General features: G+C 42.6%; 1 protein-coding gene. It reads left to right on the forward strand.

The window, feature by feature from the left end:
• On the forward strand, positions 1–256 hold a 256-nt coding region (locus SB749_RS20065; RefSeq protein WP_410711856.1), incomplete at both ends, for an acyl-CoA thioesterase domain-containing protein.

The following is a 256-nucleotide window of genomic DNA, read 5'->3' on the forward strand; positions in this document are numbered from 1 at the left end:
CTTTGTTGGCTGAAAAGCCATTTTCTTTGTCGGTAGAAATATTACGTGAAGGGAAAAGCAGCACACAAGTGCTCGCCAAAGCAATTCAGGATGATTCAGTATGCGTAATTGTGCAGGCCTGTTTTGCTAAAAATCGCAATTCATCGATTAATGTACCGGTATCAAAGTCGCTAAGCTTACACCCTGTGAACGAACGTCACTGCTTAGGGTTTGTGCCCGGGCAAATGCCAGAGTTTTTTCAACATGTTGATTTATG

This window comes from Brevibacterium sp. SIMBA_078 (genome assembly GCF_046534565.1).
In the GTDB taxonomy this organism is placed as follows: domain Bacteria; phylum Actinomycetota; class Actinomycetes; order Actinomycetales; family Brevibacteriaceae; genus Brevibacterium.